Source organism: Kitasatospora paranensis (genome assembly GCF_039544005.1).
Classification (GTDB): domain Bacteria; phylum Actinomycetota; class Actinomycetes; order Streptomycetales; family Streptomycetaceae; genus Kitasatospora; species Kitasatospora paranensis.
Genome location: NZ_BAABKV010000001.1, coordinates 3807600 through 3831596 on the forward strand (window position 1 = coordinate 3807600; position 23997 = coordinate 3831596).

The 23997-nt window shown below is 74.0% G+C and carries 16 protein-coding genes and 4 pseudogenes; 3 read left to right on the forward strand and 17 right to left on the reverse strand.

All coding sequences use genetic code 11. The features are described 5' to 3' along the window. Nucleotides 1–21 precede the first annotated feature (21 nt). The 9 genes and pseudogenes from ABEB13_RS18275 to ABEB13_RS18315 all read right to left on the reverse strand — a co-directional run bounded on the left by ABEB13_RS18275 (nucleotide 22) and on the right by ABEB13_RS18315 (nucleotide 8329). On the reverse strand, nucleotides 22–1575 hold the full coding sequence (locus ABEB13_RS18275; protein ID WP_345706353.1) for a complex I subunit 4 family protein: 1554 nt from the start codon (nucleotides 1573–1575) through the stop codon (nucleotides 22–24). Nucleotides 1576–1638: 63 nt separating this feature from the next. Continuing rightward, on the reverse strand, nucleotides 1639–3657 hold the full coding sequence (locus tag ABEB13_RS18280) for an NADH-quinone oxidoreductase subunit 5 family protein (protein ID WP_345706354.1): 2019 nt from the start codon (nucleotides 3655–3657) through the stop codon (nucleotides 1639–1641). Beyond that, on the reverse strand, nucleotides 3654–4016 hold the full coding sequence (gene nuoK / locus ABEB13_RS18285) for an NADH-quinone oxidoreductase subunit NuoK (RefSeq protein ID WP_100889709.1): 363 nt from the start codon (nucleotides 4014–4016) through the stop codon (nucleotides 3654–3656). The genes ABEB13_RS18280 and nuoK overlap by 4 nt, the downstream gene beginning before the upstream one ends. Before the next feature lie 6 nt (nucleotides 4017–4022). Next, the gene (locus ABEB13_RS18290; protein ID WP_100889708.1) at nucleotides 4023–4664 is read right to left on the reverse strand and encodes an NADH-quinone oxidoreductase subunit J family protein; all 642 of its coding nucleotides are present in this window, start codon (nucleotides 4662–4664) and stop codon (nucleotides 4023–4025) included. Next, nucleotides 4661–5212, reverse strand: a complete 552-nt coding sequence (locus tag ABEB13_RS18295; RefSeq protein ID WP_345709715.1) for a NuoI/complex I 23 kDa subunit family protein — start codon at nucleotides 5210–5212, stop codon at nucleotides 4661–4663. Before ABEB13_RS18295 ends, ABEB13_RS18290 begins: the two co-directional genes overlap by 4 nt. Beyond that, the gene (gene nuoH, locus ABEB13_RS18300) at nucleotides 5209–6162 is read right to left on the reverse strand and encodes an NADH-quinone oxidoreductase subunit NuoH (protein WP_380233191.1); all 954 of its coding nucleotides are present in this window, start codon (nucleotides 6160–6162) and stop codon (nucleotides 5209–5211) included. Before nuoH ends, ABEB13_RS18295 begins: the two co-directional genes overlap by 4 nt. Nucleotides 6163–6816: 654 nt before the next feature. After that, nucleotides 6817–7308 (reverse strand): annotated as a pseudogene (locus tag ABEB13_RS18305) (NADH-quinone oxidoreductase subunit C); the annotation flags it as partial. Then, nucleotides 7305–7931: an NADH-quinone oxidoreductase subunit B gene (locus ABEB13_RS18310; protein WP_345706355.1), complete on the reverse strand. Its 627-nt coding sequence runs from the start codon at nucleotides 7929–7931 to the stop codon at nucleotides 7305–7307. The gene ABEB13_RS18310 and the pseudogene ABEB13_RS18305, both read right to left, overlap by 4 nt. Further along, entirely contained in the window at nucleotides 7922–8329 is a 408-nt protein-coding gene (locus ABEB13_RS18315; protein WP_345706356.1) for an NADH-quinone oxidoreductase subunit A, read from the reverse strand. The genes ABEB13_RS18310 and ABEB13_RS18315 overlap by 10 nt, the downstream gene beginning before the upstream one ends. A 396-nt stretch (nucleotides 8330–8725) precedes the next feature. Here ABEB13_RS18315 and ABEB13_RS18320 point away from each other — a divergent pair. Next, a pseudogene (locus tag ABEB13_RS18320) lies at nucleotides 8726–9912 on the forward strand (sensor histidine kinase). A 94-nt stretch (nucleotides 9913–10006) separates the two neighbouring features. Here the strand turns inward: ABEB13_RS18320 and ABEB13_RS18325 are convergent. From ABEB13_RS18325 to ABEB13_RS18350, 6 genes and pseudogenes are all read right to left on the reverse strand, one after another. After that, nucleotides 10007–11155 (reverse strand): S1C family serine protease, encoded by a 1149-nt coding sequence (locus ABEB13_RS18325; protein ID WP_380233081.1) that lies wholly within the window; start codon nucleotides 11153–11155, stop codon nucleotides 10007–10009. 124 nt (nucleotides 11156–11279) lie between these two features. Next, nucleotides 11280–12422 carry a glycosyltransferase gene (locus ABEB13_RS18330; protein ID WP_345706357.1) on the reverse strand — a complete coding sequence of 381 codons (1143 nt, stop codon included), beginning with the start codon at nucleotides 12420–12422 and terminating at the stop codon, nucleotides 11280–11282. Further along, nucleotides 12419–15303, reverse strand: a pseudogene (locus ABEB13_RS18335) (bifunctional glycosyltransferase/CDP-glycerol:glycerophosphate glycerophosphotransferase). The gene ABEB13_RS18330 and the pseudogene ABEB13_RS18335 overlap by 4 nt, the downstream one beginning before the upstream one ends. A 187-nt stretch (nucleotides 15304–15490) precedes the next feature. Beyond that, entirely contained in the window at nucleotides 15491–15769 is a 279-nt protein-coding gene (locus tag ABEB13_RS18340) for a hypothetical protein (RefSeq protein WP_345706358.1), read from the reverse strand. Continuing rightward, the gene (locus ABEB13_RS18345) at nucleotides 15733–16830 is read right to left on the reverse strand and encodes a glycosyltransferase family protein (RefSeq protein ID WP_425559889.1); all 1098 of its coding nucleotides are present in this window, start codon (nucleotides 16828–16830) and stop codon (nucleotides 15733–15735) included. The genes ABEB13_RS18340 and ABEB13_RS18345 overlap by 37 nt, the downstream gene beginning before the upstream one ends. Beyond that, on the reverse strand, nucleotides 16788–17126 hold the full coding sequence (locus ABEB13_RS18350) for a glycosyltransferase family 2 protein (protein WP_345706359.1): 339 nt from the start codon (nucleotides 17124–17126) through the stop codon (nucleotides 16788–16790). The genes ABEB13_RS18345 and ABEB13_RS18350 overlap by 43 nt, the downstream gene beginning before the upstream one ends. Nucleotides 17127–17301: 175 nt before the next feature. On the opposite strand from ABEB13_RS18350, the gene galE reads away from it, so the two are divergent. Then, nucleotides 17302–18279 (forward strand): UDP-glucose 4-epimerase GalE, encoded by a 978-nt coding sequence (gene galE / locus ABEB13_RS18355; protein WP_345706360.1) that lies wholly within the window; start codon nucleotides 17302–17304, stop codon nucleotides 18277–18279. 34 nt (nucleotides 18280–18313) lie between these two features. Here galE and ABEB13_RS18360 read toward each other — a convergent pair. Continuing rightward, a pseudogene (locus tag ABEB13_RS18360) lies at nucleotides 18314–20658 on the reverse strand (outer membrane protein assembly factor BamB family protein). A gap of 376 nt (nucleotides 20659–21034) precedes the next feature. Here ABEB13_RS18360 and ABEB13_RS18365 point away from each other — a divergent pair. Continuing rightward, the gene (locus ABEB13_RS18365) at nucleotides 21035–21676 is read left to right on the forward strand and encodes a TetR family transcriptional regulator (protein WP_100889699.1); all 642 of its coding nucleotides are present in this window, start codon (nucleotides 21035–21037) and stop codon (nucleotides 21674–21676) included. 179 nt (nucleotides 21677–21855) lie between these two features. Here the strand turns inward: ABEB13_RS18365 and ABEB13_RS18370 are convergent, their stop codons facing one another. Beyond that, the gene (locus ABEB13_RS18370) at nucleotides 21856–22800 is read right to left on the reverse strand and encodes a beta-ketoacyl-ACP synthase III (RefSeq protein ID WP_345706361.1); all 945 of its coding nucleotides are present in this window, start codon (nucleotides 22798–22800) and stop codon (nucleotides 21856–21858) included. Between the last annotated feature and the right edge of the window lie 1197 nt (nucleotides 22801–23997).

The window sequence follows — 23997 nt, forward strand, 5'->3', positions numbered from 1 at the left end:
GAGCGGGGTGCTGATCACGGCTCAGCCACCCCCGAGGAGGTGCTTGACGGCCGGGTCGGACAGGCCGAGCAGCAGGGCCGGCCACAGGCCCGCGACCAGGGTGAGCGCGGCGAGCGGCGTCCAGCTGACCGCCTCGTACGCCAGCAGGTCGGGCACGCCGGAGACCGCGGCGGGCTGCTTCGGGTCGCCCATGCAGATCCGCCGCACCACGACGAGCAGGTACGCGGCGGTGAGCAGGGTGCCCAGGCCGGCCAGCACCATGTAGGTCAGGAAGGCGGGCCGGGACAGCCCGGCGGCCGGGTCGAAGGCGCCGAACATCGCGAGCACCTCGCCCCAGAACCCCGCCAGGCCCGGCAGCCCGAGGCTGGCGACGGCGGCGAAGGCCAGCAGCGCGCCGATCCGCGGTGTCCGGCCGTACAGCGCCGCGCCGGTCGCGCCGGCCAGGGTGTCGAGGTCGGAGGTGCCGTAGCGGTCCTTGACCGCGCCGACGAGGAAGAACAGCAGGCCGGTGACCAGGCCGTGCGCGATGTTGGCGAACAGCGCGCCGTTCACGCCGGCCGGGGTGAGCGAGGCGATGCCGAGCAGGACGAAGCCCATGTGGCCGACGGACGAGAACGCGATCAGCCGCTTGAGGTCGCCCTTGGCGCCCGGGCGGGCGAGGGCCAGGCAGGCCAGCGAGCCGTACACGATGCCGACCGCGGCGAACGCGCCCAGGTAGGGGGCGAAGGTGGCGGCGCCCTCCGGGACGATCGGCAGCCAGACCCGGACGAGGCCGTAGGTGCCCATCTTGAGGAGCACGCCGGCCAGCAGCACCGAGCCGGCGGTGGGCGCCGAGGTGTGCGCGTCCGGGAGCCAGCTGTGCAGCGGCCAGGCGGGCGCCTTGACGGCCAGGCCGAGCAGGATCGCCAGCGCCGCGACCACCTGGGTGGTGTGCGAGAGGCCGCTGCCGTGCGCCGCGGCCAGCCGCGTCATGTCGAAGGTGCCGGCCTTGGTGCCGATCAGCAGGAAGCCGAGCAGCATCACCGCGGAGCCGAGCAGGGTGTAGAGGATGAAGCGGTTGGCGGCGGGCACCTTCGCGCCGCTGCCCCAGCGGGCGATCAGGAAGTACATCGGGATCAGTACGACCTCGAACGCCACGAAGAACAGCACCAGGTCGAGCACCGCGAAGGTGGCGAGCATGCCGACCTCCAGCAGGAGCAGCAGCCCGGTGAAGGCCTGCGCGGAGGGCACGCCGTCGCCGGACGGCAGCCGCCGGGTGGAGTACACCGCGCAGAGGAAGGTGAGCAGCGCGGTGAGGACCAGCAGGGGCAGCGAGATGCCGTCCACGCCGAGGTGGAGCCGCACGTCGAGGGCCGGGATCCAGCGGACGTCGGTGACGGCCTGCATCCGGCTCGGCCGGTCGTGGTCGAAGCCGGCCGCGAGGACGACGGTGAGCACGAGGACGGCGCCGGTGACGGCGGTGCCGAACCGCAGGGCCCGGCGGTCGGCGGTGGCCCGGTCCGCGCCGAACGGGGCCAGGGTGGCGGCGGCGCCGGCCAGCGGCAGCAGCAGGAGGGCGATGAGGACCGCGTTCATCGGGGGCTCCAGGTTCGTGCTGCGGCGGGCGGGGACGGGAGGGGCGGTTCACGGCGGTGCGGGTCATGTGCCGACCGCCACCAGGACGGCGAGCAGGACGGCTCCGGCCAGCAGCGCGTTCAGGTAGGCCTGGGCGTTGCCGTTCTGGGCGCGGCGCACCAGCCAGCCGAGCGCATTGGCGCCGTGCCCGGTGCCGCGGACGTAGCTCTCGACGACCTCGCGGTCGAGGAAGCGGACGAGCCGGGCGGCGGCCTCGGTCGGCCGGACGAACAAGGCGCTGTACAGCCGGTCCACACCGAAGCCGTGCTGCGCCGGGCGGTACAGCGGGCCGAGCAGCAGGGGGCCCGGGTCGGCGGGCAGTCTCTCGGCGGCCGGCGGCCCGGCCTGCTCGGGGACCCGATCGGCCGGCCCGGGACGGACGGCCTGCCGGGCGCTGAGCGAGCGCCAGGCGGCGTACGCGATCAGGATGCCGGCCAGCGCGAGGCCGGTGCCGAGGACGGCGGTGGTGGTCGAGGGGCGGAGCGGGCCGCCGTCGAGGAACGCGGGCAGCCAGCCGTCGCGCAGTGCGGTGACGCCGAAGGCCATCGCGGGGACGGCCAGCACCCACAGCGGCCAGCGCATCGCCGCCGGTTCGGCGGTGGCCGGGTCGGCCTCGTCGATCTCCGGCGAGTACGGCGCCCCGGCGGCGGGGGCCGGGGCGGCGGCCGCCGCCGTGGCCCGGCCGTGGAAGGCGACCAGCCAGAGCCGGGTGGCGTAGGCGGCGGTGAGCAGCGCCGTCAGCAGCGCGGAGACCAGGACGATCCAGCCGGCGGCCTCGGGGACGGCCGACGCCGGTCCGACGCCGCGGGTGAGGGCCTCGCCGTGGGCGGCGTGCTCGGCGGCGGAGAGCACCGCCTCCTTGGAGAAGAAGCCCGCGAACGGGGGCAGGCCGACCAGCGCGACCAGGCCGATGCCCATCGTCCAGTAGGCGTCCGGGACGCGGCTGCGCAGCCCGGGCATGCGGGACATCGCGGAGATCGAGTTGGTGTGCGCGGCGTGGATGACCACGCCGGCGGCGAGGAACAGCAGCGCCTTGAACACGCCGTGGCTGATCAGGTGGAAGACGGCCGCGTCGCGGTCGCCGCTGGCCAGCGCGCCGGCCATGTAGCCGAGCTGGCCGACGGTCGAGTAGGCGAGCACCCGCTTGAGGTCGTCCTGGGCGAGGGCGCACAGCGCCGAGCCGATCATGGTGACGGCGGCCATCACGGCCAGCACGACCAGGGCGGCACCGGACAGCAGGAAGACCGGCATCAGCCGGGCGACCAGGTAGATGCCGGCGGCGACCATGGTGGCGGCGTGGATCAGCGCGGACACCGGGGTCGGGCCGGCCATCGCGTCGGGGAGCCAGGTGTGCAGCGGGAATTGCGCGCTCTTGCCGGCCACGCCGGCGAGCAGCAGCAGCGCGATCAGCGTGGGGTGGCCGAGGCGGCCCTGCGCGGCGGCGGCCAGCACGTCGGTGATCCGGAAGCTGTGCGCGTCCGCGCCGAGCAGGAAGAGGCCGAACAGGAACGGCACGTCGCCGAGCTTGGTGACCAGGAAGGCCTTGAGCGAGGCGGAGCGGGCGTCGGCGGTCTCCCAGTGGTGGCCGATCAGGAAGTACGAGCAGATGCCCATGACCTCCCAGCCGACCAGCAGCACGATCAGGTCGCCGGAGTAGACGACCAGGAACATGGCCGCGGTGAAGAGCGAGACCAGCGCCGCGTACGAGGGGTAGCGGGGGTCGTCCCTCAGGTAGGCGGTGGAGTACACCTGCACGCAGGTGGCGACCAGGCCGACCAGGACGGCGATCAGCACCCCGAAGCCGTCCAGGTGGAGCGCGAGGGCGATGTCGGGGCCGCCGGTGGGGGTGAGCCGGGTGCCGGCGTCCAGGCTGCGGCCGCTGCCGAGCTGCAGCGCGACGACGAGGGCCAGCACGGCGGCGGTGGCGACCGGGAGGATCGCCAGCGGCCGGGCGAGCGCGGGGTACCGCCGGCCGGTGGCGAGGGTGGCGGCGGCGCCGAGTGCGGGCAGCGCGGGGACGAGGACGGGGAGCGCGAGGTTCATGCGGCCCGGCCCTCCGGTGCGGTGGCGACGGCCGGCTCCTCGACTGCCTCGGACGGGTCGCCGAGGGCGGTGAGCCGGTCGACGTCGGCGGTACCGCGGGTGCGGAAGACCAGCAGGACGACGGCGAGGCCCAGGCCGATCTCGGCGGCGGCGACGGTGATGGTGAACAGGGTGAGTGCCTGTCCGGCGTGCAGGGCGTCGCGCAGCCAGGCGTCGAAGGCGACCAGGTTCAGGTTGACGGCGTTGAGCATCAGCTCGACGGACATCAGCACCAGGACGACGTTGCGCCGGGCGAGCACGCCGTAGACGCCGACGCTGAACAGCAGCGCGGCGAGGACGGCAGGGTAGACGAGGTGCATCGGCGGTCAGCGCTCCTGCGCGGTCGGGGTGGGGCGGCCGACCGGCTTGCCCGCGCGGAGCCGGCCGGCCCGCGGCCCGGGGACGCGGCCCTTGCCGGTGCGGGAGAGCACGATGGCGCCGACCAGGGCGGCCAGCAGCAGCACGGACAGCGCCTCGAAGGGCAGCACCCAGTGGCGGAAGAGGTACTCGCCGGTCGCCCGGGTGGAGCCGGCGCCGGGCGCCAGCTCGATCCAGCCGGACCGGAAGGCGTCGACGACCAGGGTGACGAGGGTGCCGGCGGCGGCCAGGGCGACGGCGAGCGCCGCCCAGCGGTTGCCGGAGTCCGCGTCGGGCGAGCGGCCGATCGGCGCACGGGTGAGCATCAGGCCGAACAGCACCAGCACCACCACCGAGCCGAGGTAGATCAGCACCTGTGCCCAGGCGATGAACTCGGCGGTCAGCAGCAGGAACTCCACGGCCAGGCCGCCGAGGGCGACGACCAGCCAGAGCGCGGCGTGCACCAGCTGCCGGGTGGTCACCGAGACCACGGCGGCGGCCAGCACGGCGATCCCGACCAGCAGGAAGACGATCTCCGCGCCGGACGGGGAGAGGAAGGAGCGGGTCGCCGGGGCGAGCGAGCCGGTCGCGGCGAGCAGGGTTCCGGTCATGCGTCCGCACCACCCTCGGCGGCGGCCGCGGCCGCCATCTTGTCGGCCGTCTTGCGGGCGGCCGCGATCTCCTTGGGCTCCTCGGCGGCGGGGTCGAGCGCGGGCGGCGCGGGCACCGTCCACATCCACTCGCGCAGCCGGTCCCGCTCGTGGGTGAGGTCGAGGATGTCGGTCTCGGCGTACTCGAACTCCGGCGACCAGAAGAGCGCGTCGAACGGGCAGACCTCGATGCAGATCCCGCAGTACATGCAGAGCGAGAAGTCGATCGCGAACCGGTCGAGCACGTTGCGGGTGCGGGCCCGGGCGTTCGGGTCGGCGGCGGGCAGCGTCTCCTTGTGGGAGTCGATGTAGATGCACCAGTCCGGGCACTCGCGGGCGCACAGCATGCAGACCGTGCAGTTCTCCTCCAGCAGCGCGATGACGCCGCGCGAGCGCGGCGGCAGCAGCGGCTGCACGTCGGGGTACTGCGCGGTGACGCTCTTCCTCGTCATGGTGCGCAGGGTGACCGCGAGGCCCTTGGCCAGGCCGGTACCTGGGATGTTCATCAGGAGATCGCCACCTTGACGATGCCGGTGAGGGCCAGCTGGATGAGCGCGAGCGGGATGAGCCCCGTCCACGCGAAGCGCATCAGCTGGTCCTCGCGCAGGCGGGGGTAGGTGACCCGGAGCCAGATCACCACGAAGGCCAGCGCGAAGGTCTTGAGCAGGGTCCACAGCCAGCCGAGCGAGTCGGGCATCGGGCCGTGCCAGCCGCCGAGGAAGAGCACCGTGGTCAGGGCGGAGACCACCAGGATGCCCGCGTACTCGGAGAGCAGGAAGAACGCGAACCGCAGGCCGGTGTACTCGGTGTACGCGCCGAAGATGATCTCCGAGTCGGCCACCGGCATGTCGAACGGCGGCCGCTGGAGCTCGGCGAGGCCGGCCGTGAAGAACACGAACGCGCCCAGGGCCTGCCACGGGATCCACCACCAGTGGAACGCGTCGACGATGCCCGGCAGCGACACCGTGCCGGCCGCCATCGCCACCGACGCGGCGGCCAGCAGCATCGGCAGCTCGTACGACATCAGCTGGGCCGCCGTGCGCAGACCGCCCAGCAGGGAGAACTTGTTGGCCGAGGCCCAGCCCGCCATCAGCGAGCCGAGCACGCCGATCCCCATCACCGCGAGCACGAAGAAGATGCCCGCGTCGATCGCCTGCCCGACGAAGCCGCCCGGCCCGACCGGGATGGCGAGCAGCACCACCAGGTAGGGCAGCAGCGACACCGCGGGGGCGAGCTGGAAGACCTTGCGGTCGGCGCCCGCCGGGACGATGTCCTCCTTCTGGGCGAACTTCACGCCGTCGGCGACCAGCTGTGCCCAGCCGTGGAATCCTCCGGCGTACATCGGACCGAGCCGGCCCTGCATGTGCGCCATCACCTTGTGCTCGGTCTGGCCGATGACCAGCGGGAGCACCAGGAAGACCGCCAGGGTGGCGACGCAGCGCAGCAGCGTGTCGATCAGGTTCACGCGCCGTCTCCGTCCTGGGCCGGTGTCTCCGGGGTCCCGGGGGCTTCGGTGTCCGCCGGGGGCTCTGCGTTCTTCGGGGGCTCGGGGCTCGGCGGGGGCTCGGTGCCCTCGGTCGGCTCGGGAGCCGTGGGGGCTCGGGAGCCGCGGGGGCGTCGTGGGCCGGCACCGGGGCGTGCCAGGGCGCGTCGGTGGAGCGCGTCCGCTCGGCACGGCGCGGCCGCTCCTCGGCGGGGGCGGGCGCCGGAGCGCCGGTCGCGGGCGCCGCGGCGGCGGACTGCTCGGGAGCCTGGCTGACGGAGCCGTCACTGATCGACCGCGTCCGGCGCGGGCGGTCGGCCCGGACGGCCGGGCCCTCCGCGGCGGCGGCACCCGCGGCCCCTGCGGCGGCCGCGCGGGGGCCCGCCGCACCGGCGGCGCGCGGCGTGCGGGCGGCTCGGGCCGGGCGTTCGGCGACCGGCGGCAGGGTGCCCTTGAGCGGGCCCCACTCGTTCGGGTCGGGGACGCCGGGGGCTGCATCTTGCGGCGGGCCGGGCCGTCGCCGTGGTCCGACTCGCCGGGCTCCTTGGAGCCCGGCCACGCCTTGGCCACCCGGGCGGCCAGGACGAAGTCCTTGCGCAGCGGGTGCCCCTCGAAGCCGTCCGGCAGCAGCAGGGTGACCAGGTGCGGGTGGTCGGCGAAGCCGATGCCGAACATCTCGTGGGTCTCGCGCTCGTGCCAGGCCGCACCGGCGTAGACGCCGACCGCGGACGGCAGCGAGGCGCTCGCGCGCGGGACGCGGGTGCGCACCAGCAGGTGGCGGACGGCCCCGGGGGTGCCGGCCTCGGCGAGGTGGGCGGCGACCGAGAAGCCCTCGGTGAGCTCGTCGACGGCGCTCAGCCAGTCGAAGTAGGTGAGGCCGAGGCCGTCGCGGGCCGCGGTGAGCGCCTCGATCCAGTGCTCGGCGGGGACGTCGACGGTCAACAGGTCGTACGCCTCGGCGGCGGTGGCCCACGGGCCGATCGCGGCCGCGGTGCGCTCGGCGGGGGTCGGCTCGGCCGGCTCGTCAGGCACGGTCGGTTCGGCAGGCACGGTCGGTTCGGCCGCGGTCGGCTGCTCCGCAGTCGGCCGGTCCGGGGTGTCCGGGGTGTCCGGGGTGCTCACTGGCCGCCCTCCGGTCCGGCGACCAGCCCGCGGCGGAACGCGGCGGCGGGCGCGGCGTAGCGCTGCGGGATCGACTCGGTGGCGATCTTCTCCTGGAGCTTGAGGATGCCCTGGAGCAGCGCCTCGGGCCGCGGCGGGCAGCCCGGCACGTAGACGTCGACCGGGATGATCTGGTCCACGCCCTTGGTGACGGAGTAGGAGTCCCAGTACGGGCCGCCCGAGTTGGAGCAGGCGCCGAAGGAGATGACGTACTTGGGCTCGGGCATCTGCTCGTACAGGCGCTTGACGGCGGGGGCCATCTTGTCGGTGACGGTGCCCGAGACGATCATCAGGTCGGCCTGCCGGGGGCCGGGCGCGAACGGGATGACACCCATCCGGATGAAGTCGTGCTTGGCCATCGAGGCCGCGATGAACTCGATCGCACAGCAGGCGAGGCCGAAGTTGAAGCACCAGAGGCTGTAGCGGCGGCCCCAGTTGAGCACCACCTTGACCGGGTCCGGGGCGAGCCGGGCCAGCGGGCCGAGCCGCCGGGGCTCGACGGCTCCCGGGTGCGCCGGGTCGGGGATGCCGAGCGGCACGGGCCCCTGGGAGGCGCCGTGCGCGTGGCCGTGGGTCACGTCCATTCCAGAACGCCCTTCTTCCAGGCGTAGAGCAGTCCGACCGCGAGGAAGCCGATGAAGACGAACATCTCCACCAGCGTCGCCGCCCCGTACCCGGCGGCGGCGAAGACCGTCGCCCAGGGGAACAGGTAGATCGCGTCGACCGCGAAGATCACGTACAGGAAGGCGTAGACGTAGTAGCGGATGTGGGTGTGCGCCCACCCCTCGCCGACCGGGTCCACCCCGCACTCGTACGCCAGGAGCTTCTCCGGCGAGTACACCACCGGACGCAGCAGCCGGTTGGCGGTGAAGGACACCGCGACGAACAGCACGCCGACGACGGCAAGCAGGCCCACCGCCGCGTACGCGTCGAAGTAGCCACTGCCCACGGCAGCGCCGGCAGCAGTCGGCTGCCCCTCCATTGCGTTCGCCTCCACCTCGGCCGGGCCCGCCGTCCACCGGCGGGAATCCGAACTTCTTTACGCACCCATAACCAACGCTAAGGCGTGAGTCTAAGTGCACCGATCGTCTGCTCCTGCACCCGCCCGGTACGCAAGACGCCCACTGGACACCCGCCGCACACGCACCCCGAGTCGACGGCGGCCCGACGGCGCGACCCGGGGGTGGGGATAACCCCCGGACACGGACGGGACCCAGCACCATGGCCGGACGGCCCCGGCACCCGCGATGCTGGTGCCGCATCGGGAATCCCGATGCGCCCGGGCCGCAGCAGTGGCCCCGGCACCGCCCGCGGCGGACGGCCGCGGGCCTCACCGGCCGGCGGCCACGCGGGCACCGACAAGAGCGGACGGGCGGCAATGAAGGAAGAGGCGGGCCACGGGGCGGAGTCTGCCCCGCCCTCGCTGTACGGCCCTCGGCTGTGGCTCGAGGTCCAGCACCTGCTGCTGAACCTCCCGATCGGCATCGCGGGCTTCGTCCTGACGGTGGTCTCGCTGAGCGTCGGCCTGGGCCTGGCGGTGACGGTCGTCGGCCTGCCGCTGCTCGCCCTCGGCCTGGCGGCCGGCCGGCGGGCGGGCGCGCTGGGCCGCCGCCGGGCCCGGCACGCCCTGGGCTCGGACATCGCCGAGCCGGAGCCGCTGACGCCGGTGCGGCCCGGGGTGGCCGGCTGGGTGATCGCCGGCCTGACGGACGGGCTGAGCTGGCGCTCCGCGCTGTACACCGTGCTGCTGCTGCCCTGGGGGTGCTCGGGTTCGCCTTCACGCTCGTCCTGCTGGTGGTCGGCTGGCCGGTGCTGCCGTGGGCGGTGCGCGGGCTCGCGGCCGTCGACCGGATGCTCGTCGGCACCCTGCTCTGCCCCACCGCGCTGAGCGAGCGGGTCCGCGAACTGGAGGACGACCGCGGGGCGGTGGTCGACACCGCCGCCGCCGACCTGCGCCGGATCGAGCGGGATCTGCACGACGGGGCGCAGGCCCGGCTGGTCGCCCTCGCGATGGACCTCGGCCTGGCCAAGGAGAAGCTCGCCGAGACCGACGACCCGGAGGGTGTCGCGGCGGCCGCCCGGATGGTCGGCGCGGCCCACGGCGAGGTCAAGCTCGCCCTGCAGGAGCTGCGGGATCTCGCCCGGGGCATCCACCCGGCGGTGCTCACCGACCGCGGGCTGGACGCGGCGCTGTCGGCGGTGGCCGCCCGGTGCACAGTGCCCGGCGGAGTGAAGGTGCAGGTCGACCTCAAGGGGGCCGGCCGGCCCGACCCGGCCGTCGAGGGGATCGCCTACTTCACCGTCAGCGAGCTGCTGACCAATGTCTCCAAGCACGCCGGCGCCCGGGCCGCGACCGTGGACGTCTGGCGGGCGGAGGACAGGCTGATGCTGATCGTCCAGGACAACGGCCGGGGCGGCGCCGCCCGGCACCCGGGCAGCGGGCTCGCCGGCCTGGCCGAGCGGGTCGGCGCGGTGGACGGCGTGTTCCTCGTGGAGAGCCCCGTCGGCGGGCCGACCACGGTCACGGTGGAGCTGCCCTGGCACACCCGGGCGGTCCGCGCCTGAGGCGGCCGGGGCGGGGCCCGGCGTCGGACGTTGGAGGGCCCGGCGGCCGCCTCCCTTGCGCGGTACGGCCGCCGGGCCCGGTTCAGGGCGGGGTTCAGCCGCTGGGCAGGGTCCCGAGGGTCACCTGCGTCGTCCTGCTCTCCCCGTTGCGGGTGTACGTGACGTTGACCTGGCTGCCCGGCGCCAGCGCTGCGAGCGCGGTGGTCAGCGAGTTCAACGTGGTGACGTCGGTGTCGCCGAGCTTGGTGATCACGTCGCCGGGCTGGAGGCCGGCGGCCTGGGCACCGCTGCCCTGGGTGACGCTGATGATCACCGCGCCGGCGGGCTGGAAGCTGCTGTTGACGTACGTCCGGGCGGTGATGCCGAGTGCGGCGCGGCCGGAGTTGGTGACCTTGCCGTCCTTGATCAGCTGGTTGGCGATGCTGGTGATGGTGGCGGCCGGGATCGCGAAGCCGATCCCGGGCGCGGCGCCGCCGTTCAGTTCCTGGTCGACGGCGGCGAGGGTGTTGATCCCGATCACCTGGCTGTCGAGGTTGACGAGCGCGCCGCCGCTGTTGCCCGGATTGATGGCGGCCGAGGTCTGCACCATGTTGCCGATGGTGGCACCGGGGGAGCTTCCGCTGCCGGGCTCGGTGACCGTCCGCCCGGTGGCCGAGACGATGCCCTGGGTGACGCTGCTGGCGAGGCCGAGCGGGCTGCCCATGGCCAGGGTGATCTGGCCGACCTCGACGGTGGAGGATTTGCCGAAGGTGGCCGGTTTGAGTCCGGCGGGCGGGCTGCCGAGCCTGATCACCGCGAGGTCGGAGTCCGGGTAGGTGCCGACCAGGGTGGCGGTGAGGGCCGTGGTGGTGTTGGCCAGGGTGACGGTGAAGTTCGTGGCCGAGCCGACGACGTGGGCGTTGGTCACGATGTCGCCCTGGGCGTCGTAGACGATGCCGGAGCCGAGGCTGTCGCCCGAGGTGATCTGCACCACCGAGGGCAGCACGTTCCGGATGACCCGCTGGTAGTCGTCCTGGAGGCTCGTGCCGGAGCCGGAGGGAGCCGCGGAGGCGCCGCGCGAGGCTGAGCCCGAGGGCGAGGCGGCGGCCGATCCGGAGGCGGCCGTGGAGCCGCTGCCGCTGGTGCAGCCGCTGACGAGCAGGCCGGTCAGCGCCAGCGCCGCACCGGGCAGCAGCCACAGCCTGGGTCCGGTCGGGCGGGGCCCGGACGGGTTCGGGCGGGTGGGTTCCTTCTTCGGGCGCACCGGAATTCCTCCAGAAGGCGGGACTCGGACGGTGCCAGCAAGGCTGACTTTGTCAGCATTTCACCGGTATGTCCGCTTCCCCGGTAGGGCGCGCCCGGCGATCCGGGCGCGCCACCCGCCGAGCTCACGCCTCCAGCAGGGCGAAGAGCTCCTCCCAGCGGTCCAGCACCCGCTCCGGCGCGTAGCGGCCGATCGCCGCCCGGGCCCGCTCGCCCATCGCGTCGCGCAGTTCCTGGTCGTCCATCAGCCGCCCGAGCTGGCGCGCCAGCGCCGAGGTGTTGCCGACCTGCGCGAGCAGGCCGTCCTCGCCGTCCCGGACGATCTCGTGCACACCCGGCGCGCAGTCGAAGGCCACGCACGGCACACCGCAGGCCATCGCCTCCATCAGCGAGATCGGGAAGCCCTCGCCGCGGGAGGAGAGCACGAACACCCCGGCCCCGGCGAGCACGCCCGGTACGTCGTCCGTCCGGCCCGCGAACTCGACCGAGCCGTCCAGCCCGAGGCTGCTGCACTGGGCCCGCAGCGCCTCCTCCTCCTCGCCGAGACCGTAGATCCTCAGCTGCCAGCCCGGCCGGTCGGCGACCGCCTCGGCCCAGGTCTCCAGCAGCAGATCGACGCCCTTCTCCTGGTGCAGCCGGCCGATCGAGACGACCGTCCGGGCAGCCGGTGCGCCCGTCCCGGCGACCGGGAAGGGCAGCGGGTTCGGGATGCCGCAGGTGGAGTTCATGCCCTGGCGGATCCAGGCGTCGGCGTCCTCGTCGGTCAGCACCACCAGCCGGTCCACGTCGGCGTAGTAGCGCTGCACCCGGGCGAACCGGGAGGAGGCGCGGCAGGTCTCGAACGACTCGTGGCTCATCCCGATCACGTGAAGGCCCTTCAGGTCGGCGAGGGCCACCCACTCCATCGCCCAGACCTGGGTGACGATCACCACCGCGCCCGGACGGGCCGTCCGGAACAGGGCGTTCATCCGCTCGGCGGCCTCCCGCATGCCGGCCGCGCGGGCCGCGCTGCGCCGGCGCGCCCGGACGTCCAGCTGCTGCCAGGGGTAGCGGGGCGTCCACGCCGGCGGCGGCTGCTCGTCGTGGAGCGTGGTCATCGTGTAGGGCAGATCGTCGCCGAAGTCCTTGTGCAGGACGGCGGGGGTGATGCCGATCAGCTGCACGCGGTGGCCGCGGCCGCTCAGCAGCTCGGCCATCCGGTGCGACCAGCTGGCGACGCCGCCGAGCTCGTCCACGCTGTTGCTGACGATGAAGATGTCGCGGCTCATGCCTGCGCCTCCCGGTCCGCGCCGAACATCAGATCGGCGATCCGGGCCGCCGCGTCACCCCGGTCGTACTCGCCGTACGCCGCCGCGAACTCCCGCCGGGTGTCCGCGTACTCCTTGCCGACCGCGTCCAGGTCCTCCAGGGCCGCGAACAGCTCGCCGGCGTCCCGCAGGACGGGGCCCGGCGCCTCCTGCAACAGGTCGAAGTACGTGCCGCGGACGTCCTCCGCGTACTCCTCCCAGTCGTAGGCGAAGAACAGCATCGGCCGGTCCAGCAGCGCGTAGTCGAACATCAGGGAGGAGTAGTCGGTGACCAGGGCGTCCGCCAGCTGGTAGAGCGGCGTGACGTCCTGGACGTCCGAGACGTCGATCACCCTGCCGCGGACGGACGGCGGCAGCACCACCCGGTTGAGGTAGTGGCAGCGCACCAGCAGGGTCATCCGGTCGCCGAACCGCTCGGCGAACTCCTCCACGTCGAAGGGCAGCTCGAAGGCCCGGACCTTGCCGCGGGCGTCCGACCGGAAGGTCGGCGCGTACAGCACCACCGGCTTCGCGAGGTCGATGCCGAACTCGCCGGCCAGCTGGCGGTCCTTCACCGCGTCCTCGCGCAGCAGCACGTCGTTGCGCGGGTAGCCCGTCCGCAGCACGCGGTCCTCGGGGATCCGGTAGGCCGGCGCCAGCGTCCGCACGTCGTGCTCGGAGCGGACCACGAAGTGGTCGAAGCGGTCCAGGCCCGCCAGGTACTCGGCCTGCTGGACGGGTGTCTGGCGCTTCAGCGAGGCCAGGTCGAAGCCCATCTTCTTGAGCGCCGAGCCGTGCCAGGTCTGGATGTAGGTGGTCTCCGGCCGCTTGCGCAGCCGGTGCGGGTAGCCCTGGTTGTCCACCCAGAACTCGGCCTGCGCGAGCGCCCGCAGGTACTGCCAGGACCAGCGCCGCACCAGTGCGGCATCGGACGGGAAGCCCTCGGCGCTGCCGGCGTACGACCAGACCGCCTTCATCGGCGCACCGCGGCGGACGAGCTCCTCGTAGACCGCGCGCGGGCTGTCGCTGAACTGGCGGCCCTGCTGGCTCTCGAAGACGACCTGGCCCTTGACCACCGGCAGCTTCTGGAGCGCCTGGTGGTAGACCTTCAGCTTGGTGTCGCCGTTGTTGAGGGTCCGCTTCAGTTCGATCGCGCCGCGGACGGTGCGGCGGGCCCGCTCGGCGGCGGCGTTGGCGAACGGCGAGGCCTCGCCGCGCAGCGCCCGGTCGATCAGGTCGGTGCCGCGCCGGGCTGCGGCGCCCTCGCCGGTCAGCTCGAACGCCAGGTGGCCGTGGGCCGTGGCGTGCGGGGTCAGCCGGTCGCCGACGAGCCGGGTCAGCCGGGGCCGCACCGACGGCGCGGCGGCCGCGTCGAGGTCGACGTCGCCGACGGTGAGCCGGGTGGTCGTCCGCTCGTCGCCCACGGTGAGGGTGCACCGGACGTCCCAGACCGCGTCCAGCACGCCGATCGGGCGCAGCCGGCGGGAGAGGTCGGCGGTGGCCCGCCAGCTGATGCCGTCCCCGTCGTGCCGGAGGTCGGCGACCGGGAAGGTGAACGCCTTCATGCCCTTGCGGCGCGGGGTGAACTCCAGCCGGGCCTTGATCTCCGCGTCGGCCGGGATCCGGCCGAGCGGGTTGACGATCCGGCCGGCGAGCTCGACGCCGCGGGGGCCGGCCGCGTAGTGGGTGAGCCGGTTGCGGAGGAAGAGCTTGCGCAGCGGCGCGTCGTGGTAGCCGTGGGCGGTGACGTCGAGGACGCGCCGGCCCTCGGGGTCGTCGAGGTGCTCGGGGCAGAAGTAGACGCGGCCGTCCCGCTCGACGAGCGGGGCGGAGAGCTTGTCACGGTTGATGAGGGTGTCGACGGCGGGCAGCAGGTTGTCCCAGTCGTCCTGTCCGAGGAGGTAGGCGCAGACCCGCTGGGGGCTGCCGACCTCGTCGTAGGCCTCGGGGGCGAGGCCCGCGAGGTAGTCGCGGGCGTGCCCGGCGAACTCCTTGCGGAAGTCCTCGGGCAGGAACGGCAGGTCGCGCAGGTGCAGGACCAGGTCGTGCTTGAGGAACTTCACGTCCTTGCGGTACTTCAGCTCGTCCAGGCCGCGCTCGGCGAGCATCCCGTCGATCCGGCGGTGGATCTCCAGCCGGTCGGTGAAGTTGCGGATCTCGTGGCGGCGGTTGGACAGCGACCGCTCGCCCTTGGCCGGCGGGGCGACGTCCCACCAGTAGACCCGGTTCGGGATCAGGGTGATCTTCTCGGCGGCCAGGTACGCCTGGGAGGAGAACAGCAGGTCCTCGTAGAGGATGCCGACCGGGAAGGTCAGCGCCTTCTCGGCGAGGAAGCTCCGCCGGTACGCCTTGTTGGTGGAGAGGGTGTCCCACACCAGCAGGTCGGGCAGCTCGGCGATGGAGTCGAGGGTGCGGGTCCGCGCGTAGATCCACGGGTACCAGGCGGTCGTCTTGCCCCACCGGTTGCCGAGGAAGCGCCGCACGCTGAGGCCGGAGACCAGGTCGGCGTCGGTCCGGCTGCCCGCCTCGTAGAGGTTGCGGGCGGCGTGCTCGGCGAGCTCGTCGTCGCTGTCCAGGAACATCACGTACTCGCCGCGGGCCTCGGCGACGCCGTGGTTGCGGGGGCGCCGCAGCCGCCGCTGTTCGCGGGGAGCCGGAGGGCGCGGACCCGGCCGGGGTTCTCCTCCTCCAGCCGCCGGGCCACGGCGAAGCTGTCGTCGGTCGAGCAGTCGTCGACGATCAGCACCTCCAGGCCGCGCAGCGACTGCCCGAGGGCGGAGGCCACCGCCCGGGGCAGCCGGGCGGCGTCGTTGTAGACGATCACGATGACGCTGACCAGCGGCTGCGCCTGGCTGGGGGGCATGGAGCGTGGGTCCTTGTCGTCGGTTGCGCTGAGGGTTGTGGTGCTCGTTCGATTGAGCCACGGCATCGTGGGAATCCCATGAATTCTCCCACCGCGCGGGGTGTGCCCCGTCCCCCGGGCGGCCCCCGGCGCCCGGTCGGGCCGTTCGGCCAGCTCCGGGCGGTGCGCCGTGCCGCGGCCGGGTGTGTCAGCCGCGGCGGGCCAGGGCCCGGCGCAGCCTGGCCCGGACGACCTCCCAGCCGCCGCGGACACCGTCCGCGACGCGCAGGCCGAGCTCGCCGTTGGCGGTGCGGTAGGCCTGGGCGAGGGCGAGCCGGACGGGCGGCCGGTAGACGACGGCATGGCGCTTGACCAGGCCGGGTGCGCGGACGGCGGTGACGGCCCGGCCGCCGTCCTGGAAGCCGATGCCGACCCGCAGGGTCCAGGCGGTCATCTCGCCGACGTCGCGCAGCTCGAAGGAGTCCACGCTGGTGCCGGCCGTCCAGCCGCCGTCGGGGTGCGGGGTGAGTTCGAGGCTGCGCCGCACGGTGAGCGGGGGCCGAGCCGGGTGCGGAGCTCCAGCTGGGCGTTGACCGGCCGGGCGGCGGAGACCAGGCCGTACGGGTCGTGGACGCGCAGCCGGACGGCGCAGACCGGGCCGAGCCGGACGCTGCCGTCGACGGCGAGCGGAAGGCGGGAGCTCGGCAGGTCGGCGAGGCCGGTGAGCGGCACGCCCTCGGCGAGGACCGGCTGGCCGTCGTCGTCGGTCAGGTAGGGCGGGGCGAGCCGGGCCGGGGTGGCGGCCAGCTCGCAGGCGCGGGCCAGTTCGGCGCCCTCGACCGCTTCGGGGCGGGCCAGCAGCAGGGCGGCGAGCCAGCGGCCGGCCGGGCCGGCGGCGGCGAGGGCGGCGGGGCCGAAGCCGGAGACGTGGGCCCGGGCCGTCCGCCACCAGGCGGCGCGGTAGCCGGCCGGCTTCTGGCGCAGCTCGCGGACGTACATCCGCAGGTCGTGGTCGACGAACTTGGTGCGGGCGGCGTCGGCGAGGCCGGGCTCGGGGGCGTCGGAGAGGATCCGGACGGCCTCGGCGTGGGCGTCGACCCGGTCCTGCCAGTTGCGGATCTCGTCGCGGCGCAGCGAGATGGACTGCCGGCCGGCCTCGCGGCGCACGTGCCAGAGGTAGACCGTCTCGCCGACGGCGACGAGCCGGGGCCGGGCGGCGTACAGCCGGGCGGTGAAGACGAAGTCCTCGTAGTGCACCGGGCCCTCGGCGAAGCGGACGCTGTGCTTCTCCAGGAAGTCCCGCAGGTAGAGCTTGTTGACGCAGAGGGTGTCGCGCAGGAACTCGGGGCGCTCGCCGATGCCGTCGTAGCGGCGCGGCGGCGCCCCGACGGCCGGGAAGAGGTCGCGCTGCCAGGGGGTGTCGGTGCCGGCCGGCAGTTCGCGCCGGACGCAGACGCCGGCGACGACGTCGGCCTGTTCGGCGAGGGCGGTGGCGAGGAGGGTGTTCACGGCGTCGGGGGCGAGCACGTCGTCGCTGTCGAGCAGCATGACGTACGGGGAGCCGGCGGCCTCCAGGCCCTGGTTGCGGGGGTGCCGCAGCCGCCGCTGTTCTCGGTGCGCGTGATGACTCTCACGCGCGGATCGGCGGCGGCGAGCCGCGCGAGGCGTTCGGGGGTGGCATCGGTGGAGGCGTCGTCGACGACGATCACCTCGGCGACGGCGTCGCCCTGGCCCAGCGCGGAGCGCACCGCCGCGGTGACGTGCGCGGCGTCGTCGAAGACGATCACCACGATGCTGACCTGGGGTGCGGTTCTCGGTGCCGTACCGGGAGTGCTTGCGGTCATCCCGCGACCTGCTCCTCCCGCTGACGATAACCGCCTGCGATCGTACCGGACCGCACTTATCAGGGTGTCCGATAACTCGCCCCTACGGCAGCTCGCAGGGCCGGGCGGGTGCGGTGCGGCCGTCCGCGCAGTGGCTGCCGCCTGCGCGGATCGGCTCCCGCATAGGATTTCGAGTATGACGTGGTTGATCACCGGCGGGGCCGGCTACATCGGCGGACATGTGGTGCGGCAGCTGGCCGCGGCCGGCGAGCGGGTCGTCGTTTTCGACGACCTGAGCTCGGGGTCGCCCGACCGGCTGCCGGCCGGTGTCCCGCTGGCGGTCGGCTCCACGCTGGACCGGCAGGCGCTGGACGCGGCGATCCGCGAGCACGGGGTCACCGGTGTCCTGCACATCGCCGCCAAGAAGCAGGTCGGCGAGTCGGTGGCGGAGCCGCTGCACTACTACCGGGAGAACGTCGAGGGCCTGCGGACGGTGCTGGCGGCCGCGGTCGGCGGCGGTGTCCCCAAGGTGCTCTTCTCGTCGTCGGCCGCGGTGTACGGGATGCCCGACGTCGAGCTGGTGACCGAGGACACACCGTGCGCGCCGATCAACCCGTACGGCGAGACCAAGCTGGTGGGCGAATGGCTGCTGGCGGCGGCGGCCAAGGCGTACGGGCTGTCCACCGTCTCGCTGCGGTACTTCAACGTGGCCGGGTCGGCGGCGCCGGAGCTGGCCGACGACGGGGTCTCCAACCTCGTCCCGATGGTCTTCCAGCGGATCACGGACGGGCTGCCGCCGCTGGTCTTCGGCGACGACTACCCGACCCCGGACGGGACGTGCATCCGCGACTACATCCACGTCGAGGACATCGCCTCGGCGCACCTGGCGGCCGTCCGGCGGCTGGACGCGGCCGCCGGGCCGGTCAGCCTGACCCTGAACATCGGCCGCGGGGAGGGCGTCTCCGTCCGCGAGATGCTCACCGCGATCGCCCGGATCACCGGCCGGGGCCTGCCGCCGGAGTCCACCCCGCGGCGCCCCGGCGACCCGGCCCGGGTGGTGGCCTCCGCGGAGCTGATCCGCAAGGAGCTGGGCTGGACGGCCAGGTACGACGTCGACGCGATGATCGCCTCGGCCTGGGAGGGCTGGGTGGCCCGCCACCCCGGCCTGTCCTGACCGGGGTGGCGGTGCCGGGCCCGCCGGGCGGGCCCTACGGCACCGCGGTGCCGTAGAACGAGTCCAGGGCGTAGACGCAGCGGTCCTTGCTGCCTGCGAAGACCCGGCCCGCGACGGCGACCGGGGAGCCGGTCAGTTCGCCCTTGGTGCCGAGCTCCCAGCGCAGCCGGCCGGTGGCGAGGTCCACGGTGTGCAGCGAGTGGTCGCGGCTGCCGATGTGCACCAGCCCCTCGGTGACCGCCGGGGAGCCGACGATCTCGCCGCGGGCGGTGTAGCGCCAGCGCTCGCGGCCGGTGGCGGCCTCGAAGGCGTACAGGGTGTCCCCGGAGCCCAGCAGCACGGTGCCGTCGGCGACCACCGCGGGCTCGGCGCCCTGGCGGCTGCCGGTGCGGCCGCGCCAGCGCTCCCGGCCGGTGGCGAGGTCGACGGCGTAGAGCGTGCCCAGGTAGTCCGCGACGTAGAGCGCCGACGCCGTGGCCGTCCCGTCCAGGGCGGGCGGGGTGAAGAGCACCACCGGCGCGTCGAAGCGCCACCGCTCGGTGCCGGTCGCGGCGTCCAGGGCGTAGACCCGGCTGCCCGCCGTGACGTACAGCACACCGCCGCGCTCGACGGGGCGGGACGGCACGTCCTCGCCGACCGGGAACGACCAGCGCAGGCCGCCGCCGCGCGGGTCCACGCAGCGCAGCCGGCCACCGCCGTAGTAGTAGCCGGCGCCTCCGACCAGGGCGGGGCCGGACTGCGGGTTCTCGTAGTCCTGCTGGGCGTCGTCGGCCCGCCACAGTTCGGCGCCGTTGGCCGCCGACCGCAGCTGGACACCGCCGCCCCTGATCCCGCAGCAGAGCACCCCGTCGGCGGCGTCCAGCGAGTAGACCCAGCCGTCGAGGGAGTTGCGCCAGCGCTCGGTGCCGTCGGTGACGTCCACGGTGTACAGGTGCGGGCCGTCGGCGGCGTGCACCCGGCCGTCGGCGACGGCGAGCGCCCAGGCGACGTCCCGGGTCTTCCAGCGCCGCTCGCCGGAGGCGATGTCCAGGGCGTGCACCTCGAAGCTGGAGACGAACAGCGTGCCGCCGGCGACCACGGGGGTGCCCCAGACGTCGTTGGACATCCGGAACCGCCAGGGCCGCCAGCGCGGGGCGGGCGGGACGGGCGGCGCGGTCTGCCGCACGGGCGGCTGCGGGGGCGGCGACACGGGCTGCGGCACGACGGAGTGCTGCTGCTGGGCGGAGGTCCGGCGCACCCAGTCGGTGGCGGCCGGCGCCTGGCCGCCACCGCCCACGCTCTGGTCGGCCCGCGGGCCGGGCCCTATCCGCACCGGCCCGCCGGAGAGCCGGACCTCCTCGCCCGCCGGACGGCGCCGGGCGGCGATCTTCTCGGTGGCGGCCTCCCCGCCGAGCGATCCGCCGCCGGCGCCCTCGGCCGGCCGGGCTGCGGGCTGCGGCGGGACGGGGGCGGGGGCGGCGGCACGACCGGCGCCGGCGCCGGGGCGGGGCGGCGGCCGCGCTTCTGCTCGATCAGTTCCAGCGCGTTGGGCGGCAGCCAGTCCCCGGCGTCGCCGAGCGCGTCGTCCCGGGAGAACAGGTGCGGGGCCAGTTCGGCCTGGATCTGTGCCGGGGTCGGCCGGTGCTCGGGCGAGGGCCGCATGCAGGCGCGGACGAGGTCGACGAGCTCGACCGGGAGCCCGGACAGGTCGGGCTGTTCGCGCAGCAGCTGGAAGACGGTCTCGACCGGGTTGCCGCCGCGGTAGGGCGGGTGTCCGGTGCCGCAGAAGACCAGCAGGGAGCCGAGCGAGAACACGTCGCTGGCACCGGTGACGCTGCGGCTGTCCCGGGCCTGCTCGGGGGACATGTAGGCGGGCGTGCCGACCGCGACGTTGGTCATGGTGAGCCGGGTGTGCGAGACGCCGGCCGCGATCCCGAAGTCGATCACGCGCGGGCCGTCCTCGACCACCAGCACGTTGGACGGCTTGAGGTCGCGGTGGACGAGCCCGGCGGCGTGGATGGACTGGAGCGCCTCCGCGATGCCGGCCACCAGCCAGCGCACCGCGACGACCGGCAGCGGCCCGCAGTGGTTGACCAGGTCCTCCAGCGAGGGCGCCGGGACGTAGGCGGTGGCGAGCCACGGGACGCGGGCGTCGGCGTCCGCGTCGACCACGGCGGCGGTGTAGAAGCCTCCGACGGTCTTGGCGGCGGCGATCTCACGGGCGAAGCGGACCCGGAAGAGGTCGTCCTCGGCGAGTTCGGTGCGTACGGTCTTGATGGCGACACGGCGGCCCGAGGCGGACCGTGCCAGGTAGACCAGCCCCATTCCGCCCGCGCCGAGCCGTCCCAGCACCTCGAAGGGCCCGATCCGCCTTGGATCGTGCGCCGTCAGCTGGTCCACTGAGCTGCCACCTCCCCGTCCTGCCGCCCCGTCCGGGGCGCGCCCCCGATTGTCCAACGCCCGCCGCCCGGGATCCAATCTCCCCCGCCCGTGCCGCACCGACGGCGTGCCCGGCCCGGGGCCCTCCCACGCCCGAACGGCACTCGAACGGGCCGCCGCGGGCCGCCCCGGTGGCCGTCCGACGATCACCCACCGTCATCCGACCGACCTTCAGCAGACCCGCCGTCACGCTGTGGGGTCATCAGTGCACGGGGGGCACAAGATCCGTTGCAAGAAATTCGCCAGGCCTCCGACAACGCCCTCCATTACCACCCCGGGCGGCGTAATTGTCGCATCACCGAATCGCGGCAAGATCGTGCCACGGTAAGCTGACGGCATGACAGGACAAGTTCGCACCGTCGACGGTCGCGTCGCCGGGCGACGCGGACAGGAGACGCGGCAGAAGCTGCTCGACTGCCTCCGCGAGATGCTCAGCACGTCGCCTTACCGGGACGTCAAGGTCATCGACGTCGCCCGTATGGCGGGTACCTCCCCCGCGACCTTCTACCAGTACTTCCCGGATGTCGAGGGCGCTGTCCTCGAGATCGCCGAGGAAATGGCCGAGGACAGCGGCGGGCTCAAAGAGCTCGTCGAAGGAAAGTCCTGGGCGGGAAAGACCGGTGCCGCCACTTCGGAAGATCTGGTGGACGGTTTCCTCGCCTTCTGGCGCAAGAACGACGCCATTCTTCGCGTCGTGACTCTCGGTGCAGCCGAGGGGGACAAGCGGTTCTTCAAGATCCGCATGAAGGTTCTCAACTCGGTGGTGGCACCACTGACCGAGGCCGTCCGATCGAACCAGGGCAAGACCGACAAGACCATCGAACCGGCCGCGGTGGCCGGTGCGCTGGTCTCGCTGCTGGCCGCCGCGGCGGAGCACCAGAAGGCCTTCACCTCCTGGGGCGTCAAGGTCAAGGACCTCCGGCCGAACCTGGCCCTCCAGGTCTACATGGGCGTCGCCGGCAAGAAGCCGCCGAAGTAGCGGTCCCCCTCACCCACCTCGCACGCGAAACCCCGGCCTCCTGTCCGGGGTGTGGCGGACGGCGGCCGTGTCCTCGGGGGAGGTTCGCCGACGTACCGTGACGTGCCCGAGCAGCAGAACGCCGTGGGGCGCCGGAATCACGAGGATTCCGGCGCCCCACGGCGTTGTGCCGGGTGGCCCTACGGGCAGCGCACCACCTGGCCGGCGTAGGCCAGGCCGCCGCCGAAGCCGAAGAGCAGCACCGGGTCGCCGGAGCGCAGCTCGCCCCGCTCCACCAGCTTGGAGAGGGCCAGCGGGATGGAGGCCGCCGAGGTGTTGCCGGAGTCGACGACGTCCCGGGCGATCACCGCGTCGGGCGCGGCCCCCAGCTTGGCGGCGATGGCGTCGATGATCCGCAGGTTCGCCTGGTGCGCGACGAAGCCGCGCAGCTCGGACGGGTCCAGGCCGGCCTTCCGGCAGGTCTCCCGCGCCAGCGGGGCGATCTTCGTGGTGGCCCAGCGGAACACGGCCTGGCCCTGCTGGCTGATGGTCGGGTCCCAGCCGGTGATCACCACCGCGTCGCCCTTCTCCGGCGCCGACCCCCAGACCACCGGTCCGATGCCGGCCTGCTCGTCGGGCACCGCCTCCACCACGGCCGCGCCCGCCCCGTCGCCGAAGATCACGCAGGTGGAGCGGTCCGTCCAGTCGATGGTGTCGGACATCCGCTCGGCGCCGATCACCAGCGCCCGGGCGGCCGCGCCGGCGCGGATCGCGTGGTCGGCGGTGGCCAGGGCGTACGAGAAGCCGGAGCAGACCGTGTTGATGTCGTACGCGGCCGGGGCGGTGATGCCGAGCCGGGCGGCGACGGCGGCCGCGGTGTTGGGGCTGCGCTCGACGGCGGTGCAGGTGGCGACCACGACGAGGTCGATGTCCCCGGCGTGCAGGCCGCTGGCCGCGAGCGCCTTCTGGGCGGCCTCGGCGGCCATGTCGACCAGGGTCTCGTCGACCGCGATGTGCCGGGTGCGGATGCCCACCCGGGAGCGGATCCACTCGTCGTCGGTGTCGACCAGCTTCGCCAGGTCGTCGTTGGTGAGGACCTTGGGCGGCTGGTAGTGGCCGAGCGCCACGATGCGGGAGGCGGTCATACATCAACTCAACCGGGTTACCGGTGAGTCTCCCGGTGACGCCCCGGTACAGGATCCGGGGTCGTTAGCTGTAGAAGGGTGACAAAGCGCCGCAAATGAAGCGGCTCAGGTGGCCAGCGCGGCCGCGTCCCCCATGGCGATCATCGGGTGGGCCGCCGGGTCGAGCGTCCGGATGAGTTCGATCATGTCGGCCTCGGGCAGCGAGACGCAGGCGTGCGTGGGGCCGCCGTGGTCGACGTGCAGCCAGACGCCGCCGCCCTTGGCGGCGCCCTGCGGGTAGGTGGTGTCCAGCGGGGAGCGCCCGGCCACCCGGTTGTAGTTGATCGCCACCACGTAGTCGAAGGAGCCGGACAGCTGCTCGCCGTTGAACCCGGTGCCGCCGACCACGAAGTTCGGGTCCTTGTCGTACGGCAGCTTGCTGCCCGGGTCGGCCTTGCGACCGCCGGCGTCGGTGAGTGCGAAGACGCCGACCGGGCTGTGCAGGTCGCCCGACCTCTTGGTCGCCGTCCAGCCCTTGTAGCCGTTGTGCCCGGCCCAGGCCTGGCCGGCCCGCCAGCGACCCTCGGGGGTTCGGGTCCAGAGCGTGACGACGGTGTCGGCGGAGTCCTTGTCCTTGCCGGAGGCGACCACCAGCTGGGTCGTCTCGGCGGGGATCTTCGCCAGGAAGGACGGGCCCAGCCCGGGGATGGCCGCCACCGTGCCCGCGTCGCGGTCGGAGCGGTCGGCGGTCGGCGCCTCGGTACGGGCGTCGGCCGGCAGTGGCGCGAGGTCGGCCCGCTGGATGTCCGCCTCGGTGTGCTCCGGCGCACCGGCCGAGGTGAGGCCCGGGAGTTCGCCGTGGCCGGGGCCGACGGTGAACCAGCCCGCGGCGGCGGCCAGCAGCATCGCCGTACCACTCATCAGGGCTCGGCCGCGGCGGCGCTGCTTGGTCCGGCGCCGGTGTCCGCGGGACCTCGGCGCGGCCGTCTCCGCACTGCTGCGGGGGCCCGGCACGGGGGCCGAGCGGCGATGGGCGGAGGCGCGGTGGGAACCGGACATGGGGACGATCCTCCCAAAGTCCCGGGCCGGAACGAAACCCGGGGCGTGTGGTGAGCCTGTGAGCATACGCGTCCCGAGGGGTGCGGGAGCCGTTCCGGCGGCGGCCGGAGCCCGTTCCGGGGGCGTGCGCGGCGGACGGTGCGCGCGGTGCGCGACACG